Origin of the sequence: Corynebacterium ulcerans (assembly GCF_000767685.1) — a bacterium.
GTDB classification, from domain to species: Bacteria; Actinomycetota; Actinomycetes; order Mycobacteriales; family Mycobacteriaceae; genus Corynebacterium; species Corynebacterium ulcerans.
The window spans coordinates 916,662-933,032 of the sequence record NZ_CP009622.1; the positions used below are offsets into that span (position 1 = coordinate 916,662).

A 16,371-nucleotide genomic window follows, 5' to 3' on the forward strand; every position below is an offset into this window, starting at 1 on the left:
TAAGGAGAATTCAATGTCACAGAATACTTCGACTCCGCGTACGCCGAAGGCAACGAGTCAACACCTGGCCGGAGCTTTTGATATCCGTAACGTTATTGGTGCTCTTATCGGCCTTTATGGGCTTATCCTCGTCATATGCAGCTTTGCGCTCGACCCTGGCATTAACCCGGATACTGGCGTAGCAAAGAGTTCCCAAGACAACTTATGGTCGGGTCTCGCCATGCTTCTTGTCGGCGCTATTTTCTTCCTATGGGCGAAGTTACGTCCGATTGTTATTGATGAAACAAAAATAGACGAGTCGGTTCTTCCCGGTGGTCATTAATGAATATCATTGAGTCCAAGCTTTCCGACGGTCGCGACATCATTTATTACGATGACCACGAGGTACGCGTCGGTGAACGGGTTCTTCACGATCCCCGCGACCTCCCCGTGGCACAGTCGCTGTCTGAAATACGTCGGGATCCGTTGACCGGGAAATGGGTGGCATACGCAGCCCATCGGATGAATCGCACTTTCATGCCTCCAGCTCATGAGAATCCGCTGGCGCCCTCGTTGCCGGGAGAAAATCCCACAGAAATCCCTTCCCCTACATACGATGTTGTTGTCTTTGAGAATAGGTTTCCTTCTTTCTCTATGAATATCGAAGTGGGGGAGGACTGGGAGCATTCCGTTGACGGGATTGATCTTTTCCCGCGAAAGCCAGCGCTTGCGCGTTGTGAGGTTGTGTGTTTTACAGAGGACGCGGACACATCATTCAAAGATTTGCCGGTTAATAGGATCCGGACGGTCATAGATGTGTGGGCACATAGAACAGCGGCTTTATCTGCCTTGCCTACGGTCAAGCAGGTTTTCCCCTTTGAAAATAGGGGAGAAGAGATAGGAGTGACGCTGCAGCATCCCCATGGGCAAATTTACTCATATCCATTTTTGAGCCCGCGTATTGCCGCTATAACAGAACAAGCACATGATTTTGCCACTAAAAATCCCGGCAAAGAGCTTTTCGCAGAAATTCTTTCCGCTGAAAGGGCGGCACAGACTCGGATTATCGCGGAAACGGAATATTTCACGGCCTTTGTCCCTGCAGCAGCTCAATGGCCTGTGGAGGTTATGGTGTGGCCTAACCGGCATGTAGCTGATTTTACTGAGCTAACAAGTGTGGAACGTAACGATCTAGCGGTGCTGCTCAAGCGGTTGTACACGTCTATTGACAGGTTTTTCGATGGCGTAGAAAAAACCCCATATATCGCTGGGTGGAATCAAGCGCCGGTAGACCCCGATCAGCGCAGCCTTGTCCGCTTGCATCTACAACTATTTTCTTTGATGCGGTCCCCGCACCGCATGAAATTTTTAGCTGGCAGTGAGTCGAGTCAGGGTGTATGGATTAACGACACCACGCCAGAACGAATCGCCGAAAGATTCAGAGAGGTTTGGGATTAAATGTCAGAGCTACGTTGGGTCCAGACTCGAAGCCCGGAACATATTGCTCAAGACGCAAGACAATTGTTCCAGACGCATTACCATTACGATCCTGCAGGAGTATGGGGAGCACCAGGGCGCGTCAACGTTATTGGTGACCATGTGGATTACGCAGGAGGTATCTCCATCCCCTTTGCGTTGGAGCAGCTTACTGCTGTTGCGATGTCTCCGAACACTACCGGAATATTTAACCTGGTGTCTTTGTCACCAAACAGAGAAACATTAACTAAAAATATCAACGTTGACTCGGTAGGCCCACTCAATCCTAACGATTGGGCCGGTTACGTTGTGGGCGCCATATGGGCTGGCACCGAGTCGGGTGTTATCCATAAAACTCAGGGATACGATATAGCTATCGTTTCTGACGTTCCCTTGGGCTCTGGGCTTTCTTCCTCAGCAGCTTTGGAATGCTCCACGGTAGTAGGTGCATTTGAGCTCGCTAACGGCAGACCTCCTAGTCATGAGGAGTTGCCACAGCTTGTCGACGCCTGTGTGAGGGCCGAGAACGATGTTGTTGGGGCATCGACCGGGGGCTTGGATCAGCGCTCTAGTTTGTTTGGTCAGCAGGGCAAGGCGCTTGTGATTGATTTCCGTTCAGGGATAACCACACCAGTGCCCTTTGATTTAGCGTCCAAAGGGCTAGCCCTTTTGATCGCAGATACCAACGCGCCGCACACGCTTAATGATGGGCAGTATGCGTCGAGACGCGGCCTTATCGACGCCGTGACTGCCGCGTTGGGCGGTGCCGGCGAGACACTGCGAGACATTAATGATGCCCCTACTCGGGCGCGTCAGTGGGCAGAAGTCGGTGGTTTAAATGGCGAGGAAGCATATCGACGCGTCAATCATGTCGTGGAGGAAACTCTGCGTGCACAGCAGGCTGCTGCTGCTCTTGAGGAAGAGAATATGGATGCTTTCCGTCGCTTGATGCAGGAGTCGCATGAGTCTCTTAGAGATCAGTATGAGGTAGTCACTGAGGAGCTGGAATCTGCGTTTCAAGCAGCTGGGTGTTACGGATCACGTATGACTGGTGGGGGATTTGGAGGCAGTGTTATTACCCTTGTGGACGCGGACAAAGTTACTGAGACTGCAGAACGGATAGCAAAAGCTGCTTGTCAGCGCGGCTTTCCCTCTCCTACATTCCTTATTGCTCGGCCAGGGGAAGGGGCTAGGAGGTTGCTATGAACAAGGGAAAGGACATAGATGGGGCTGGCTAGAGCTTCCATAAGCTAGGAAAACTTTTAAAAAACCCAAAGATTGTGGGAGGTATTTATCTAATTACGAACTTAAGTGATAGTGGTCGCATCTGGCGAAATCGGCTATAGTTATCACCTTTGAGCGTATAACTAGGAAAATCGTGCTGCGTAGCGTAAGTTTAACTGAGCAATGAGCATTACCGATGACGCCACCGGCGGCGCTAACGAGCCGGATGAGAAGATTTTGTCGGAATCTCAGGACAATTCGCAGGTAGACGAAGGCAGCATCACACTTGATGATGTAATTGCCGATGTAGACGACTCCAGGGTTGCGAACACTTCTGAGGACACCGGCTCCGCACAAGAAGCGGACAGTGACAGTAACGATGGCTTTGAGGCTTTGGGCCTCCCAGACGCAATCCTTAAGGCAGTCGCCAAGGTTGGCTTTGAAACGCCGTCGCCTATTCAAGCGCAGACCATCCCAGTCCTCATGGAGGGACACGATGTGATGGGTCTGGCACAGACGGGTACGGGTAAGACCGCTGCGTTTGCCCTCCCGATCCTTTCCCGTATCAATGTGAAGAAGCGCCACCCGCAGGCGCTGGTCCTTGCTCCTACTCGTGAGCTTGCACTTCAGGTTGCTGACTCTTTCCAGTCTTTTGCAGACCACCTCGGTGACATTCATGTCCTACCGATTTACGGTGGACAGGCATATGGTATTCAGCTGTCAGGCCTCCGACGTGGTGCGCAGATTATCGTGGGTACTCCAGGTCGTGTTATTGACCACCTGGAAAAGGGCTCACTCGATATTTCCAACCTGAACTATCTCGTTCTTGACGAGGCAGATGAGATGCTCAGCATGGGCTTCCAGGAAGATATTGAGCGCATTCTTGAGGACACTCCTGCTGATAAGCAGGTTGCCCTGTTCTCTGCAACGATGCCTAATGGCATTCGTCGTTTGAGCAAGCAGTATATGAAGGATCCTCGTGAGATTCAGGTGAAGTCCGAGACTCGGACCAACACCAACATCACACAGCGATTCTTAAATGTTGCTCACCGCAACAAGCTGGATGCTTTGACTCGTATCCTTGAGGTTACAGAGTTTGAAGCGATGATCATGTTCGTACGCACGAAGCATGAAACCGAAGAGGTTGCAGAAAAGCTGCGCGCTCGTGGTTTCTCTGCTGCTGCCATCAATGGTGACATTGCACAGGCGCAGCGTGAGCGTACTGTGGACCAGCTTAAGGATGGTCGCCTAGACATTCTTGTGGCTACAGACGTAGCAGCGCGTGGTCTAGACGTTGAGCGTATTACCCACGTATTCAACTACGACATTCCTAACGACACGGAGTCTTATGTTCACCGCATTGGACGTACCGGCCGTGCCGGGCGTAGCGGCGAGGCGATTCTCTTTGTTACCCCACGCGAGCGTCGTATGCTGCGTTCCATCGAGCGTGCTACTAACGCAGAGCTCATCGAAATGGATCTTCCTACGGTCGATGAGGTCAACGAGTCTCGTAAAGCAAAGTTTGCAGACTCGATCACGGAATCGCTAGAAGATTCCCAGGTTGCGATTTTCCGGAATCTGATCAAGGCCTACGCAGAAGAGCATGACACTCCGCTTGAGGACATTGCGGCTGCTTTGGCTACTCAGGCCCGTGCGGGTAGCGAGTTCTTGATGAAGGAACCGCCACCGGAGAAGCGTCGTGAGCGTCGTGACCGCTTTGAGCGTGATGATCGTCGTGGCGACCGTCGCGATCGCGGTGAGCGTCGTGACCGTGGCGACCGAGGTGACCGTGGTTCTCGCTTTGAGCGTTCCGGTGATATGGCTGTGTACCGCCTTGCGGTAGGCAAGCGTCAGCACGTTCGTCCAGGCGCTATCGTTGGTGCACTGGCGAACGAGGGTGGACTTAGCAACAAGGACTTTGGTCGTATCACCATTGCTGTGGATCACACTTTGGTGGAGCTTCCTAAGGGGCTTCCACAATCCGTCTTTGATAATCTGCGCGACACCCGTATCTCGGGTCAGCTGATTAACATCGAGAAGGACAACGGACGTCCGGGCCGTCGCGATGACTACCGTGGTGGCGACGACCGTCGCGGTGGAGATCGCAGGGACGACCGTCGTGGTGGCTACCGTCGTGATCGCAGGGACGACCGCCGTGATGATCGTCGTGGCGACCGTCGTGATCGCGGTGACCGTCGTGACCGCTACCGCGGCTAGGATAGACGCTTAAGGTCTAGTACAAATAGGAGGGTACGGAATATATTCCGTACCCTCCTATTGTCTTACATATCGGAGCTTCCGCTATGAACAGAAACTTCCTAGCCGTGCTTTTTGTGGTGACTACGTTGGTTATCCTTGGTGTTTTTATGGTATGGCTTGTGAAAAATGACTTGCTAGAGCAAGCGCTGAAAAACCAGGAATCGCCTGTGACCATTGATGTTCATGACACTTTTGGCGATGAATGGCAATATCTTGCTGCTGTCTGCCCTGGTGATACCCGAGAAGCTGCGGAGAAAAGGTTAGGGCTTCCTTCTCTGGATACTCCAGAAAATGGCCCCGAACCAGGTGACAATTACCTAGTCTTGCTCGATGACAAGGGCGCATATGAGTCTAAAAAGTATCACCGCGACGCCATCGATTTGTGCAACCAAAAAGCCGAGCCTTCTTCCCGCGTTACCTTCGCTAGGAAGGGGGATGGGTGGGAGCTAGCGACTGCTCGCTAACCCTATACCTCTCTGAACCACATGAGGCGTATGATTGCCCACATGATTGCTGACGTGACACCATACAGACATTTCCGCGGACAAGCGAAGGAAGCTCTCGAATTTTATCGAGATGTTTTTGACCTTGACTTGACGCTGATGACCTACGGCGAATCTGGTTTCGCGGATCAAGCAGGCGGCAGCGAATGGTCCAACGACTGGATTATGCACGGTGAGCTTCGCGACGCCGGCAGGAAAGTGCTTTTCGGCGCAGATGTGCCCCCGGAGCGCGAGCTTGTCGCAGGCGACGATACCGTCATCGCACTTACCGGGGGCGTCGACGCCCGCACCGAGATTGAGGCCCAATGGGAGGCACTCTCGCAGGGCGCCGAGATCCATATGCCGCTAGAAACGGCTCCGTGGGGAGCATCCTTTGGACAGCTGCGCGACCGCTTTGGCACGTTGTGGATGTTTAACATCGAAGGATAAAAGGTAAGAAGGCGGGTCTCACATGAGCTGATGTGAGACCCGCCTTCGTGTGCGTTGTGTTTAAAGAACCATCAAGACGGCGATAATGACCCATAGTAGGGAGAAAATTCCGCCGAACATGGAGAGCTGACCTTTAGCCTTATTCCAATCTGCGACTTCAAAATTTCCAGCTTCAAGCTCGTCGGCTTCAAGGAGCCCAAGTGCGCCAACGAGTTTCTTTTGTCGAGGCATAATGAGGAAAATCAAGATAGCCCAAGCGACGACTGCCAGGGCAATTGATGCGTGGAAGCGTCCATCTGACCAGTAGCTATCATTGGTGAACATCACAGCGAACCCGATCAGCGGAACCAACAGCGAGAGCATGCCGTAGGTTTGCGTGATCTTGTAGAGCGTTAGCGCAGAGCCTTGAGCGGTAGCGTTTCCGTTGTGAGCTTCTACAGCACGAGACTGGAAAGAAGAAACCGCGACAGTAACAGGGCCGAGGAAGAGAACGGCCGTGAGCACGTGGAGAATAATTAGTAAAGTTCCCACTGGAAGCCTTTCGCAAAAAATTGGGTGAGAAATACCACACTAACATTGTCTACGCATGACCGAGACATCCGACCGGCTAAGCGGCAACTGGTATTTCTGCGCGACCGCCGCTAATCGACGTACGTACCAGCATCGATGACCTCGTTGAGTAGGAAGCCATTCTGAGGGTAATTTGTCTGATTTCTGCTGGTTCTGTTCTTTAGAAGCAACCACGAGATTCAGCGGATCATTCGCAAAAGCAAGACGCTGCTCTGCACTCCACGCGTGGGCGCCCATGTCCCATGCTGCGGATAGTGGGAAAACATGGTCGAGCTCGATGGGATCTGCGGTGCCGTCGACAGAGATCTTTCTTCCAGAATAAGGATCGAGAGTCCACCCCGAGCTTAACGAGCACGAAGCTGTGAGGTGGACGTCGTTAAGCGTGGCGGCTAAAACCGCGACTCTCGTATTGCACCGTGAATGAGGGGCGGGGCCCCATGAGGCTCCGAAATACTCTCGTTTGTAACCGAGGACCGTCGTTCTTTGTTTGACGGTGGGGAGGTCCGCGAATTCCCGCGAATGGGGAATCGTGAAAGCAATCAGCAATAGTGTGGCTGTCGCTAGGAGAAAGAAAAGAAGGCGCCGCATTCCTTTTAGACGGAACGCGGCGCTCGTTCGGTTCCTACGCAGATGTAGCGTGGGAAGCTGCCAGGGTGGGGTTTTCTTCGGTATGAGTTGTGAGGTCTTTGGCTTTATCAAATGTGGACAGCACCTTGGCTTGTGGCGGAGGTGTTGCAAGGGATACCACAATCATGACGATTCCTCCGCCAAAGAATCCAGGGACGATTTCGTAGAGGACATCTCCTAGCGGCGACATTCCCCATGCGAAGCACACGACAGCGCCTGTCACCATACCGGCGATTGCGCCTGGAACGTTGAGGCGTCGCCAATAAAGCATGCACAAGACGAGGGGGCCAAAGGCTGATCCAAAGCCTGCCCACGCAAAGCCTACGAGGCCGAGAATGGAATCGGAAGGGTTAATGGCAAGTACTCCGGCGACAACGGCAACCCCAACCACTGCAGTGCGAGAGAGGTTGATCATCACTGACTCACTAGGAAGGGTTTTCTTGAACGCCTTGAAGAGGTCTTCGATCAAAGACGTAGACGTGACCAAAAGCTGTGAAGCAATCGTAGACATGATGGCGGCAAGAACGGCCGTGAGGATGAGACCACCGATAAGAGGGTGGAAAAGTACACGACCCATGTCGAGGAAGATTGTCTCGTAGGATTTCTGATCCACGATGGAGAAGTTTTTGTGCTGTCCAAAAAACGCTGTGCCGATTATTGCTGTGAATGTGGCCCCGGCGATGGACAACACCATCCAGCCCACACCGATCCAGCGTGCGCGTCGCGCATCGGAAGGCGTCCGTAGTGCCATAAAACGGACGATGATGTGCGGTTGTCCAAAGTACCCCAATCCCCAGGCCAGATTGCCGATTAAGGCTGCCGCTGACACACCGGAGATCATAGAAAAGTAGTGGGGGTTGCCGATGCCGTCGGTGTGCGGACCGTAATCATTATGAGATGCCCATGACCAGATTGAGGAGGGGTCGTCTAGGTAGATAAGCGCCATAACTGGGACGATGACCAGCGAGACAAACATGATGGTTCCTTGCACTGCATCTGTGTAAGAAACCGCAAGAAAACCACCGACGAAAGTATAAACAACCGTGATGCAAGCAACGATCATCATGCCGTCGATATAGGCACTTCCAAAGGTGGACTCAAAGTAACGTCCCCCCGATACCATCCCCGAAGATACGTAGAAGGTGAAAAATACGATAATAACGATGGAACTGACAATGCGTAGAACGCGGGATTGATCCATGAGACGGTTCTCAAAGAACGAAGGCAGCGTGATGGAATTGTTAGCAACCTCGGAATATGCGCGTAGTCGCGGGGCAACCCATCTCCAGTTAGCCCACGAGCCGATGAGTAGCCCCACTGCGATCCATAGTTCAGACATACCCGTTACAAACAAAGCTCCTGGCAAGCCCATGAGTAGCCAGCCAGACATATCTGAGGCGCCAGCTGATAAAGCTGCTACAAAGGGGTTAAGATCGCGCCCGGCTAACACAAAGTCGTCGTATTGGTCAGTTTTTCTATAACTCCAATAGCCAATCGCGAGCATCGCGCCCATATATATCATGATGGCAACGATGAACCACGTATGTTCAGACACCACAACCTCCAAAAATTATTCTCTCAAACACTACCTGACCGTTACGGAATATCTTCACAAGCTGGTAAGACTAAGTAGATGACTACCCACCTGCTCCATGGACTTTGGCTCAAGGCCTCTGGTCTGCATTTGTGGATAGAACAGGTGGAAGGCCACAAAATTGTGACAGCTGATTCTGTGCCGGAGGGGACATTTCCCCCGCAAATTATGGGGATTCTTGCAGGAAAACGCTTTAACCATAGGGTGCGTACTACGTTGCTTACCCCCAAAGGACGAGAGGTTACTCTTCCTCTTCCTACTGTGGCGTTTACCCCCGAACAAGCGGTGAGCACTCTAGCCACCATCGCTGCAGTTACCCCCATGACGGCTACTGTGGATCAGCGCTCAAGTATTGCTCCCGACCTTGTGTGGTTAGTCCGTATGTATGAAGGACTGACGCAGTTTGTCAGAGCTGGGCGAGTCACCATCAAGATGAGTTTTGTCGACCATCAGTGGTGGCCCATGTGGCAGCTTTCTTCCGGGCTTTCGGAACGCGGATGGATAGCACAGATGACAGCTGCGGCGCCCGGTGTACTAGTGGCAAACGGCGGGACTGCCGTTGCTGAAGATATTGCAGATGAGCTTCCCCATTGGATTGCGCATTCGCTGTTGCAGGAACTAGCTGCCGAGCCGCGGCCCACAGAGTGGCACAATTTCTCTAGCGCTTTGCTCCACAGCACGGCGCTGCGTAAAGGGACCGCCCAGTTGGTTTCTGCGCTTAATTCCTGGAAAGACTCTATTGCCTCTGTAAATCTACAGATCGTTTTCCTCGTTGAGGAGCCACCTAAAGAAGACGACTCTGTCATGGACCCCATAGACATCCTCTGGCCAGTGCGTGTCCAGGTGCGGTCTGGCGTAGATTCTCCGCAACCCATCGTGGTCAGTAAGTTCGATCGAGCGACGGTGGAAAGACTCCAGGCGCTTGTGCGGGAAGCGATTGTGGTTACGCCTCTGCTAGATCCGACGAGGGAACACGCAAACTCTCTTCAACGGTATGCGCTTCAACGGGCGGAAAACGCAGGGGACTGGGATTGTTACCTCTCTACGGACGAGCTAGTCGAGTTCATCGGTTCCGCTGTGAGCACGCTGAAGTCTCGGGGTTTTGCCGTTATGTTGCCCAGGGCATGGAGCCAGCAGGAGACAAAAGCTCATATCGCCATCGGAGATCCGGCAGAATCATCGACGCAGGCCAAGATCGGCCTAGATAAAATCGTTGATTATAACTGGCGCATTTCGGTAGGAAGTGTTGAGCTCAGCGATGAAGAAATGAATGAGCTGGTGCGTTCTAAATCCGGGCTTATCCGTCTTCGCGGCGAATGGGTCATGGCAGATACCGCGGCAGTGAAACGAATCAGTGAGTACATGTCTGAACTGGCTGCGCAGTCTCGGAAACGTAAACGCGCAGAGCTGGATCACGCGATGATGGTGGCTCAGCTAGCTAAAGCGAATGATCAACCTGGATGGCAGCAGTTGGAGGCTCATGCTGAAACCCTTGCTGAACGCTTTAATAACGAATTCGCCGATTTTGGGCAGGTGACTCTCGCTGAGCTACGCGAAATCGCTATAAAAGCCGCGGAAAAAGAACCAGTCGAATTTCAGGGATCAACGTGGCATACAGCCCTGGTTGGTGGACTTGTTTCTCAAGACATTCCCGCGCCTCAGCGTATTGAGCTACCGGACACCGTGCATGCAACCTTGCGTGAATATCAACGTAGGGGCGTCGATTGGCTAGCGTGGATGTCTCATAATGGCCTTGGCGCTGTGCTTGCCGACGACATGGGGTTGGGCAAAACACTACAGTTGCTGTCACTGGAGGCCGCGGAGCGAGCAGAACAATCAGAAGGACAGCGCGGTCCTACACTAGTCGTAGCTCCCACATCAGTAGTGGGAAACTGGGCTCGGGAAGCTCACAAGTTCGTTCCTAGCCTGCGGGTTCTTGTCCATCATGGTTCGTCCCGCTTGTGCGACGCGGCCTTCCTAGAAAAAGTGCAGGCAAGCGACATCGTAGTGACCAGTTATGGAACGATTGCACGAGATCATCAGCTTCTCTCCCAAATACAGTGGGAGCGCGTGGCTTTAGATGAGGCGCAGCAGATTAAAAACTCGGCGACTAAGGTTTCCAAAGCCGTGCGATCGATGCCATCAAAACATAGGATCGCGTTGACTGGCACCCCGGTAGAGAATCGTCTTTCTGAGATGCGATCAATTCTTGATTTTTGTAATCCGGGTGTCCTAGGCTCTGCGTCTTTCTTCCGAAACCACTTTGCCAGGGCTATTGAGCGTGAGCAGGATGAGGCTATGACGGAGCGGCTCCGTGCATTGACTGCGCCTTTTGTCCTGCGGAGATTGAAAACTGATCCTAGTATCGTCGATGATCTGCCAGAGAAGACCGAAATTATCCTGACTGTGGACATGAAACCCGAGCAAGCCGCCTTGTACCGGGCTTATGTGGAAGACATACAGAAACAGATTGACCAGGCAGAGGGAATCTCTAAACGCGGTTTAGTGCTGTCTGCTTTAACCAAAATTAAGCAGATCTGTAATCATCCGGCGCATTTTTTGGGTGATGATTCCGACATCACCGTAAAAGGTAAGCATCGATCAGGGAAAGTAGAAGAGCTTATGCGTCTGGTCTCGGACGCCGTGGAATCGGAACAGAAGCTCCTCATATTCACACAGTATCGGGTTTTTGGAGAAATTCTCGCTCCTTATCTTTCGGATTACTTTGGCACGCAGATTCCTTTCCTACACGGCGGTGTAAGCAAGATCGGGCGTGACCGCATGGTGGAGAATTTCCAGAGTCCGGAGGGGCCGCCGGCTATGATTTTGTCTCTTAAAGCAGGTGGCACCGGTTTGAACCTTACGGCTGCATCCATAGTTGTTCATATGGACCGTTGGTGGAATCCTGCAGTAGAAAACCAGGCAACCGACCGTGCTTTCAGGATCGGGCAGCGCAAAGATGTCACCGTTTATAAAATGATTACCGCAGGTACGTTGGAAGAATCGATTCAGGATATTCTCGACGGCAAAACTGAGCTGGCCTCCGCCGTTGTCGGCGAGGGAGAAGGCTGGCTAACAGAACTTTCTCCTGAAGAACTCGCCATGCTCATGAGCTATAGAGGAAGGGACACCTAACATGCCTCAGCGTCCTTCCAAAGATAACGTCATCTATGCAAACTTCGGGGCAAAGAAGCGAGTATCTTCTCCCAAGGAGCTACCGGCCTTACGAGAAACCACGCAATTTAACGCGGTGGCGCGCAAAGTGCGCGATCTTGTGCACCACCATACAGACCAGGGTCGTTTGAAAAGGGGGCGCGATTACGCCAGAAATAGCAATGTTCTTAACGTGAAACTCGATAACTCGACGATTTCTGCTGATGTAGTTGGGTCCCAGAATGAGCCATTTCGCGTGGCTATTTCTCTGCCGTATCGCGATACAGATGACTTAGCTGCTGTTACTGCCGAGCTAGCTGAATTGCCTAACGGAATCAAGCGAGCAAAAGAGGGGAAACTCAGCGAGGATGCAGCTGAGATCTTGATCGGGTCAAATGCACAGTTTTGGTGTGATTGCCCTGATCATGTGGTGTGTTGCAAGCATGCTGTGGCAGTAGCCTATGCTGCGGCGGATCGGCTTGAAGCAGAACCACTTTTAGCTTTTGAATTGCGCGGTTTGGACTTGCTCAAACTAGAGCAGTCGCTCACGATGCAAGCGCGTTCCATTAGCGAACGCGACGTTAAAAGCCATTTTTGGGACGGAAAAACCTTGCCAGATCTTCCTACTCCTAAAAAAGCACCAGCTTTAGAGGACTCGGACGAATCTTTGTTGCGTAAAGCCATGCGTTTAGTGTCTTTGACCTCTATCGACGAGCTCAAGGCCGTCGCGGATATCGAAGACCTGTACTATCATCTCACCCGCGAGTAGGGGTGGCTGGGTGTCTTTAGTGTTGAAGGAGCATGGTAGATAAAGTTCATGACCGTCACCTTTTTGCACACATCGGACCTTCAGATCGGAATGATCAGATGGTTTCTTGATTCCGATGCCCAGGCGCGTTTCGACGACGCCCGCATCAACGCCATCACTCGTCTAGGCGCTATTGCGGAAGAGATGAACTGTGAGTTCATTGTGATGTCAGGCGACGTTTTTGAACACAATTCTCTAGAGAAGAAAACATCGGGTAGGGCTTTGGAAGCATTAAAGAAACTTCCAGTGCCCGTATATCTTTTATCGGGAAATCACGATCCACTTATTGCTGATTCGTTGTTTTACCAGGCAGAAAATATAGAAAACGTCCATGTATTATCCGATTCCAAACCAGTTGAGGTGCGCAGAGGCGTTGAGGTTGTGGGCGCACCGCTGAAAACCAAGCGTGCTACATACGACGTTCTAGGTGATGCTTTAGCAACGCTGGCGCCTACTGATGCCATTCGAATTGCAGTGGGGCACGGACAAACTGAAGCTAGAACAAATGACATCATTCCCGATTTAATAAACCTAGATTTAGCGGAAAGCAAACTTGCTGACGCGTCCGTGGACTATATTGCGCTGGGTGACACACACTCAACCCAAGCAGTAGGGGAGACAGGTCGAATGTGGTACTCGGGAGCACCAGAAACGACCGATTTTTATGAAGCAGCAACTGGTGGCGGTGAAGCTGATTCCGGAAATGTATTAGTGGTAACGGCAGGGAAAGGTACCGCCACGGTGACAAAGGTTCCCTGCGGGTCGTGGGTTTTTGAGGCGCTTACTGCGTCTATCAACTCCCAAGAAGAAGCGGAAGCTTTCATTTCAGCGCTTGAGGCATATCCAAATAAGTCCACAACCGTAGTCAAATATGCGCTGCAGGGCACTGTTTCACTGACTACAATGAAGTATCTTGAACAGGAGATAGCACAACTTCAACCCATCTTTGCGGCGTTGTATGAGAGGCCTAGGCTCATGGATTTTCATGTCGAGCCATCCGAGGAAGAACTCTCCGATCTAGGCCTTTATGGTTTTGCCAAAACTACGTTAGAGGAACTCGCAGCAGCGGATAGTCAGACTGCTCGCGATGCGGTCAATCTTTTATTCCGGCTGAGCAAGGAGCAATAATTCACGATGCGTATTCATAACATACAAATCCAGGATATGCGTTCCATTGAACATCTGGAATTGCGTGATCTCCCAGAAAAAGGCGTTATTGTGATCGCTGGTGATAATGAGTTGGGCAAGTCCACCATTATGGAGGCGATCTCGATAACTTTGGGAGAACAATACTCTACGGGTAAAAAGAACATTCGTGACATTAAACCTGTGGATAAGGATGTCCCTACTAAAACTTCTTTGACTGCCACCATCGGCCCATACACTTTTACAATTTCTAAGACATGGAATAACTCTCGGGCCGCTGAACTTGTGATTCATGCTCCCATTCCTGGAAACTATGCAGGTAGAGAGGCCGAAAATAAGCTTTCTGCGATTCTTGATGAGCATCTAGACGCCCATTTACGTGATGTTTTGTTCATGGAACAAGGAAAGTACGACGTTACATTTGCTGCTGCAGGAATTCCTTCACTAAGTGCCGCATTAGGAACTGGGGAGTCAATTAACAAAGCTGAAGATAATGAACTGATTGCTGCCGCTGAAAAGGAATTCAAGCGCTATTATTCGGGACAGAAAATAAAGAAAAATGGTGAGTTAGATAAAGCTCTTAATGAGCTGAATAAAGCACAGAGTGACCTTGACGAGGCGACTCGTAGGAGCAGTGAACTCGAAGGCCGAGTTAGCCGTATTAGTGCCACCACTCAGCGGAAAGCCATAGCGGAGGAACAGCTTCCTTATGCCAAAAAAGAATGTGCAGAAGCACAAGAAAAGTGGGAAGCGGTACAAAAGCACATACAAGAGGTTGCATTGGTGCAATCAGAAGTTGATCGACTGTTTGAACAGGTTGAATATAGTGATCGCTTACTTCTTCAGCGGAAAGAGAAGATTGAGTACCAGGCAACTGAGGAAGCTGAGTTGGCTGCGTCGAAGCAAAGTTTAGTGGAGGAACAAGCCAAGGCTGAGCTAGAAGAAAAACATATTTCTGAGTTGAGTAAGGAAAAACAAGAGGTACAGCAGCAGCTAAAAGAGGAACGAGAGCAGCTGACTTCTCTTCGGAAGGAGAGTGCCTTAGCAAAAGCTTTTCAACATCAAGAAGAGCTAGCCGCAGCTAAGGACGAACTAGCAGCTCTGGATAAAAAACTCGCTGCAATTACGAGTTTTCCTCGTGTGACAGATACCCAACTGGAAGAGGCTGAACATGCCTACGCACAGCATCGAGTTGCGGTGGAATTACGAGATGCAAGCGCTGCTTCTATTCTGATTCGCTCAGATGAGCCCGCCTCTGTAACGCTGGATGGCGTCTCGATTCATGCCGATGATGTAGCTCAAAGTTTTGCTATTGGTACAGAAACTATGCTCAAAGTCGGTTCCGTGGAAGCAACTTTTTCTCCAGGATCCGCGGCGCGTGTGGGCAATGCTGAAGTTGAAGAGTCAGAAGCTGCATTAAAGGTGACACTTGGTAAAGCCGCTGATTTGGAAGAACTTCGGAACTGGCACAGGCAAGGCCGGATTGAAGAAAACAAGACGCAACAGCTCCTGCACGAGAAACAACGGAAAACAATGGAGGTAGAAAACCTCCAACGGCAGAGTACTGTGCTTGAAGATGAGCTAGAAGAAGCACACAAGCCGGACAAGACTGTAGCTCAGTTTGAAGAACTTATAGAGTCAGCCCAAACCCGAATTGAAGAACTCGGGCATAACATCGCGCACATAGAAATCTCATTGGCGCCGTGGATCGACGGCAACGCGAGGAAAAACGCGGCGGTGAAGCGTGCTGTGGTAGAGGAGTCAGAGAAGAGAATTTCTGCGAATCGTGAAGCTCTGGAGCAGGAAGAAAAGCAAGCTCCGCTTGAAAAACTTGAAAAAGACCTTGCTGGCGTGCAGAAGAGACATGAAGAAGCGGTCGTAAAACTTGAAGCGCTATCTGCTGATGTGGACGCATCGTTACCCAAGGGACTCTTTGAAGGGGCACAAGCGAAAGTAGCTGACTTAGAGCGAACCATCTTGACCAGCGATGCTGATCTTAGGGCTCTGGAAGAGATGATTTCTTTATCTACAGGGGTAGCAGAAAAAGTAGATGTGGCCACTGCGGCTGTTGAAGTGGCGGAACGTCGACTGAATTCGATACAACGCAGAGCTGAGGCAGCGAAGCTGCTTTTTGAGACGTTGGTTCGTAACCGAGAAGAAGCTCGGCGACAATATGCGCAACCTTTTGTTGAGCAGCTAGCGCGGTTGGCTGCCCCCGTGTTTGGTACCGAGGTGAGCTTTAATCTGGATGAGAACTTAGCAGTGGTTGCTCGTACTTCCGGAAACAAGACTGTTGCCGTCAAAGATCTTTCAGGAGGGGCGCAAGAGCAACTGGCAATTCTGACTCGGTTTGCAGTGGCTGGGTTGGTAAGCGATGAATCCGTGCCGGTGTTTGTTGATGATGCCTTAGGTTCCACAGACACAACACGGCAACGGCTTATGGCTATGCTGTTTAGTGAGTTAGGGAAAAACACGCAGGTCTTCGTTTTAACATGTGTGCCTGATCGGTACTCTTATGTTGTAGGAAAACACCAGTACGATATGGCGGAACTATTGACATAAAGCAAAAGGCGGCAGCTGAAAGATAGCTGCCGCCTTAATGC

At 51.3% G+C, this 16,371-nt stretch carries 13 protein-coding genes; 10 read left to right on the plus strand and 3 right to left on the minus strand.

Going from position 1 to position 16,371, the window contains the following annotated elements; translation table 11 throughout:
* Positions 1-13: 13 nt before the first annotated feature.
* From CULFRC11_RS04255 to CULFRC11_RS04280, 6 genes are all read left to right on the plus strand, one after another.
* Complete coding sequence (locus CULFRC11_RS04255) at positions 14-322, plus strand: LPXTG cell wall anchor domain-containing protein (protein ID WP_023635490.1); 309 nt, start codon at positions 14-16, stop codon at positions 320-322.
* Positions 322-1,437, plus strand: a complete 1,116-nt coding sequence (gene galT / locus CULFRC11_RS04260; protein WP_023635491.1) for a galactose-1-phosphate uridylyltransferase — start codon at positions 322-324, stop codon at positions 1,435-1,437. The genes CULFRC11_RS04255 and galT overlap by 1 nt, the downstream gene beginning before the upstream one ends.
* Complete coding sequence (galK, locus tag CULFRC11_RS04265) at positions 1,438-2,661, plus strand: galactokinase (RefSeq protein WP_023635492.1); 1,224 nt, start codon at positions 1,438-1,440, stop codon at positions 2,659-2,661.
* Positions 2,662-2,862: 201 nt separating this feature from the next.
* Positions 2,863-4,896 (plus strand): DEAD/DEAH box helicase, encoded by a 2,034-nt coding sequence (locus tag CULFRC11_RS04270; protein WP_023635493.1) that lies wholly within the window; start codon positions 2,863-2,865, stop codon positions 4,894-4,896.
* A gap of 86 nt (positions 4,897-4,982) precedes the next feature.
* Positions 4,983-5,402: a hypothetical protein gene (locus CULFRC11_RS04275; RefSeq protein WP_023635494.1), complete on the plus strand. Its 420-nt coding sequence runs from the start codon at positions 4,983-4,985 to the stop codon at positions 5,400-5,402.
* A gap of 21 nt (positions 5,403-5,423) precedes the next feature.
* Positions 5,424-5,870, plus strand: coding sequence for a VOC family protein (locus CULFRC11_RS04280; RefSeq protein WP_031270185.1), 447 nt, complete (start codon positions 5,424-5,426; stop codon positions 5,868-5,870).
* Between the two features lie 60 nt (positions 5,871-5,930).
* Here the strand turns inward: CULFRC11_RS04280 and CULFRC11_RS04285 are convergent, their stop codons facing one another.
* The 3 genes from CULFRC11_RS04285 to putP are packed head-to-tail and all read right to left on the minus strand — an operon-like array spanning position 5,931 to position 8,622.
* Positions 5,931-6,401: a hypothetical protein gene (locus CULFRC11_RS04285; RefSeq protein ID WP_023635496.1), complete on the minus strand. Its 471-nt coding sequence runs from the start codon at positions 6,399-6,401 to the stop codon at positions 5,931-5,933.
* A gap of 39 nt (positions 6,402-6,440) precedes the next feature.
* Complete coding sequence (locus CULFRC11_RS04290; protein ID WP_038620463.1) at positions 6,441-7,028, minus strand: GmrSD restriction endonuclease domain-containing protein; 588 nt, start codon at positions 7,026-7,028, stop codon at positions 6,441-6,443.
* A 34-nt stretch (positions 7,029-7,062) separates the two neighbouring features.
* The gene (gene putP / locus CULFRC11_RS04295; RefSeq protein WP_023635498.1) at positions 7,063-8,622 is read right to left on the minus strand and encodes a sodium/proline symporter PutP; all 1,560 of its coding nucleotides are present in this window, start codon (positions 8,620-8,622) and stop codon (positions 7,063-7,065) included.
* 78 nt (positions 8,623-8,700) lie between these two features.
* Between putP and CULFRC11_RS04300 the strand changes: the two genes are divergently transcribed.
* From CULFRC11_RS04300 to CULFRC11_RS04315, 4 genes are read left to right on the plus strand one after another with little or no spacing between them, the layout of a single operon-like run.
* Positions 8,701-11,796 carry a DEAD/DEAH box helicase gene (locus CULFRC11_RS04300; protein WP_023635499.1) on the plus strand — a complete coding sequence of 1,032 codons (3,096 nt, stop codon included), beginning with the start codon at positions 8,701-8,703 and terminating at the stop codon, positions 11,794-11,796.
* A gap of 1 nt (position 11,797) precedes the next feature.
* Positions 11,798-12,583, plus strand: coding sequence for an SWIM zinc finger family protein (locus tag CULFRC11_RS04305; RefSeq protein WP_023635500.1), 786 nt, complete (start codon positions 11,798-11,800; stop codon positions 12,581-12,583).
* Positions 12,584-12,631: 48 nt separating this feature from the next.
* Positions 12,632-13,750 carry an exonuclease SbcD family protein gene (locus tag CULFRC11_RS04310; protein WP_023635501.1) on the plus strand — a complete coding sequence of 373 codons (1,119 nt, stop codon included), beginning with the start codon at positions 12,632-12,634 and terminating at the stop codon, positions 13,748-13,750.
* Positions 13,751-13,756: 6 nt separating this feature from the next.
* Complete coding sequence (locus CULFRC11_RS04315; protein WP_038620466.1) at positions 13,757-16,330, plus strand: AAA family ATPase; 2,574 nt, start codon at positions 13,757-13,759, stop codon at positions 16,328-16,330.
* Positions 16,331-16,371: the final 41 nt, after the last annotated feature.

Coding starts and splice junctions, on each gene's coding strand:
- CULFRC11_RS04275 (WP_023635494.1), top strand. CDS start 4,983: ATGAACAGAAACTTCCTAGCCGTGCTTTTTGTGGTGACTACGTTGGTT.
- CULFRC11_RS04270 (WP_023635493.1), top strand. CDS start 2,863: ATGAGCATTACCGATGACGCCACCGGCGGCGCTAACGAGCCGGATGAG.
- CULFRC11_RS04305 (WP_023635500.1), top strand. CDS start 11,798: ATGCCTCAGCGTCCTTCCAAAGATAACGTCATCTATGCAAACTTCGGG.
- CULFRC11_RS04255 (WP_023635490.1), top strand. CDS start 14: ATGTCACAGAATACTTCGACTCCGCGTACGCCGAAGGCAACGAGTCAA.
- galK (WP_023635492.1), top strand. CDS start 1,438: ATGTCAGAGCTACGTTGGGTCCAGACTCGAAGCCCGGAACATATTGCT.
- CULFRC11_RS04280 (WP_031270185.1), top strand. CDS start 5,424: ATGAGGCGTATGATTGCCCACATGATTGCTGACGTGACACCATACAGA.
- galT (WP_023635491.1), top strand. CDS start 322: ATGAATATCATTGAGTCCAAGCTTTCCGACGGTCGCGACATCATTTAT.
- CULFRC11_RS04300 (WP_023635499.1), top strand. CDS start 8,701: ATGACTACCCACCTGCTCCATGGACTTTGGCTCAAGGCCTCTGGTCTG.
- CULFRC11_RS04290 (WP_038620463.1), bottom strand. CDS start 7,028: ATGCGGCGCCTTCTTTTCTTTCTCCTAGCGACAGCCACACTATTGCTG.
- CULFRC11_RS04310 (WP_023635501.1), top strand. CDS start 12,632: ATGACCGTCACCTTTTTGCACACATCGGACCTTCAGATCGGAATGATC.
- CULFRC11_RS04315 (WP_038620466.1), top strand. CDS start 13,757: ATGCGTATTCATAACATACAAATCCAGGATATGCGTTCCATTGAACAT.